This is a genomic window from Nonomuraea rosea, from assembly GCF_039539705.1.
Lineage (GTDB): Bacteria > Actinomycetota > Actinomycetes > Streptosporangiales > Streptosporangiaceae > Nonomuraea > Nonomuraea rosea.
This window is the reverse complement of record NZ_BAABDQ010000126.1, coordinates 1-1,396: the sequence shown is the minus strand read 5'-3', so window position 1 is coordinate 1,396 and position 1,396 is coordinate 1. Positions and strand designations below refer to the sequence as shown.

At 63.3% G+C, this 1,396-nt stretch carries 2 protein-coding genes; both read left to right on the top strand.

Annotated features, from left to right (window positions below):
- The first annotated feature begins 131 nt into the window (after positions 1-131).
- On the top strand, positions 132-503 hold the full coding sequence (locus ABEA43_RS67695; protein ID WP_345581544.1) for a hypothetical protein: 372 nt from the start codon (positions 132-134) through the stop codon (positions 501-503).
- 122 nt (positions 504-625) lie between these two features.
- Entirely contained in the window at positions 626-1,114 is a 489-nt protein-coding gene (locus ABEA43_RS67690) for an AAA family ATPase (protein ID WP_345581541.1), read from the top strand.
- Positions 1,115-1,396 lie beyond the last annotated feature (282 nt).

The window sequence follows — 1,396 nt, the reverse complement described above, 5'->3', positions numbered from 1 at the left end:
GAAATCTTCGAAGTCGTGTTACTACACTCTCGGGCCTTCGTGACGCCCCGGAGCTCTCTGCAAGCCATCTACCAGCAGATTCTCCCAGCCCAGTCTCCACGTGTGACTACGAACTGCGGAACCCGGGACTGATGGAACTGTTGAATGAGGACCTGCAGAACGGCGTCGGGTCGCTCGTCCGCTTCTATTTCTCCGGCCTGCACGACTTGCGCGAGGACCTTGCTGCACTCCACCGGCGATGCGATGCGGAGATCGAGGACCTCGCCCGCGTGGCGCCTACCGAGTTCCCCTGGCTCAAGGCCGCGGAGCTGCGCAAGCTGGCCCACACTCGCACCTTCCTGCCGGGCAGGGGCGATATGGCCGTCGTTTTTGAGCTGACAAACGCGTCGGCGGCGTACCTCGCGATGCGCCTGCTCATCCTGCGCAAGGACTGGCGGCAGGTGGCAACTATTCTTTACAAGTGCTATTTCTGCACGATCTTGTTGCGCTCGGAGCGTTTCTAACGATCTTTTGTCAAAGGTTGGGATGCACCGTCGGGACAGCCAGTCTGCCGCCGGATCGTCGCAGCTCAACGGCATTCGTCCTCGCTGGCCCTGCAGCCGTTCCACGTTGATCGGTCGACCTCATGCTGCAGACCGGCCGGGGCAACGGCGACAACCCTCCACCAGGAACCAGCTCCACCGGCGCCGAGCTCCTGATCGTGGACGAAGCCGACCGGCTCAAAACGGCCGGGCTCGAGCAACTCCGCGACCACCACGACCGCACCGGCATCGGCGTGATCCTCATCGGCATGCCCGGCATCGAAAAACGCCTCGCCCGCTACCCCCAGCTCTACTCCCGGGTCGGCTTCATCCACCACTACAAGCCCCTGTCCATCGACGAACAGGCTCACGTCCTGGACCGCAAGTGGCCCCACCTGGGCCTCGGCGCGAGCGACGATTTCGCCACCACCGAGGCCATCGCCGCCATCACCCGCATCACCAGCGGCAACTTCCGCCTCATCACCCGCCTCGTCGACCAAATCGAACGCGTACTGGAGATCAACCAGATCACCACCGTGACCAAAGAAGTCGTCGAAGCCGCCCGCGAGAACCTGATCATCGGCGTCATGTGAGGTTCCCGCCGGTTCCGCCTCGAACCCGCGACCCACCACCCAAACCGACAACCCCCGGCCCCGCCACGGCGGGGCCGCCCTCGTTCCGTTAAGAGATCACGTCTGGCCAAATTACGCCGGAGCCCCCGGCCATTTACCGCCGGAACTTAGTGCGTGTTTGAGAAGATCGTTCATGTTCGGCGTGGTGGGGTGACGATCGGCGTACGGATCGCCAGGGTGGCTGGATGCCCCCTGATCGTTACCCCTCGGATCTGACCGATGAGCAGTGGGAGCTGATCGAAC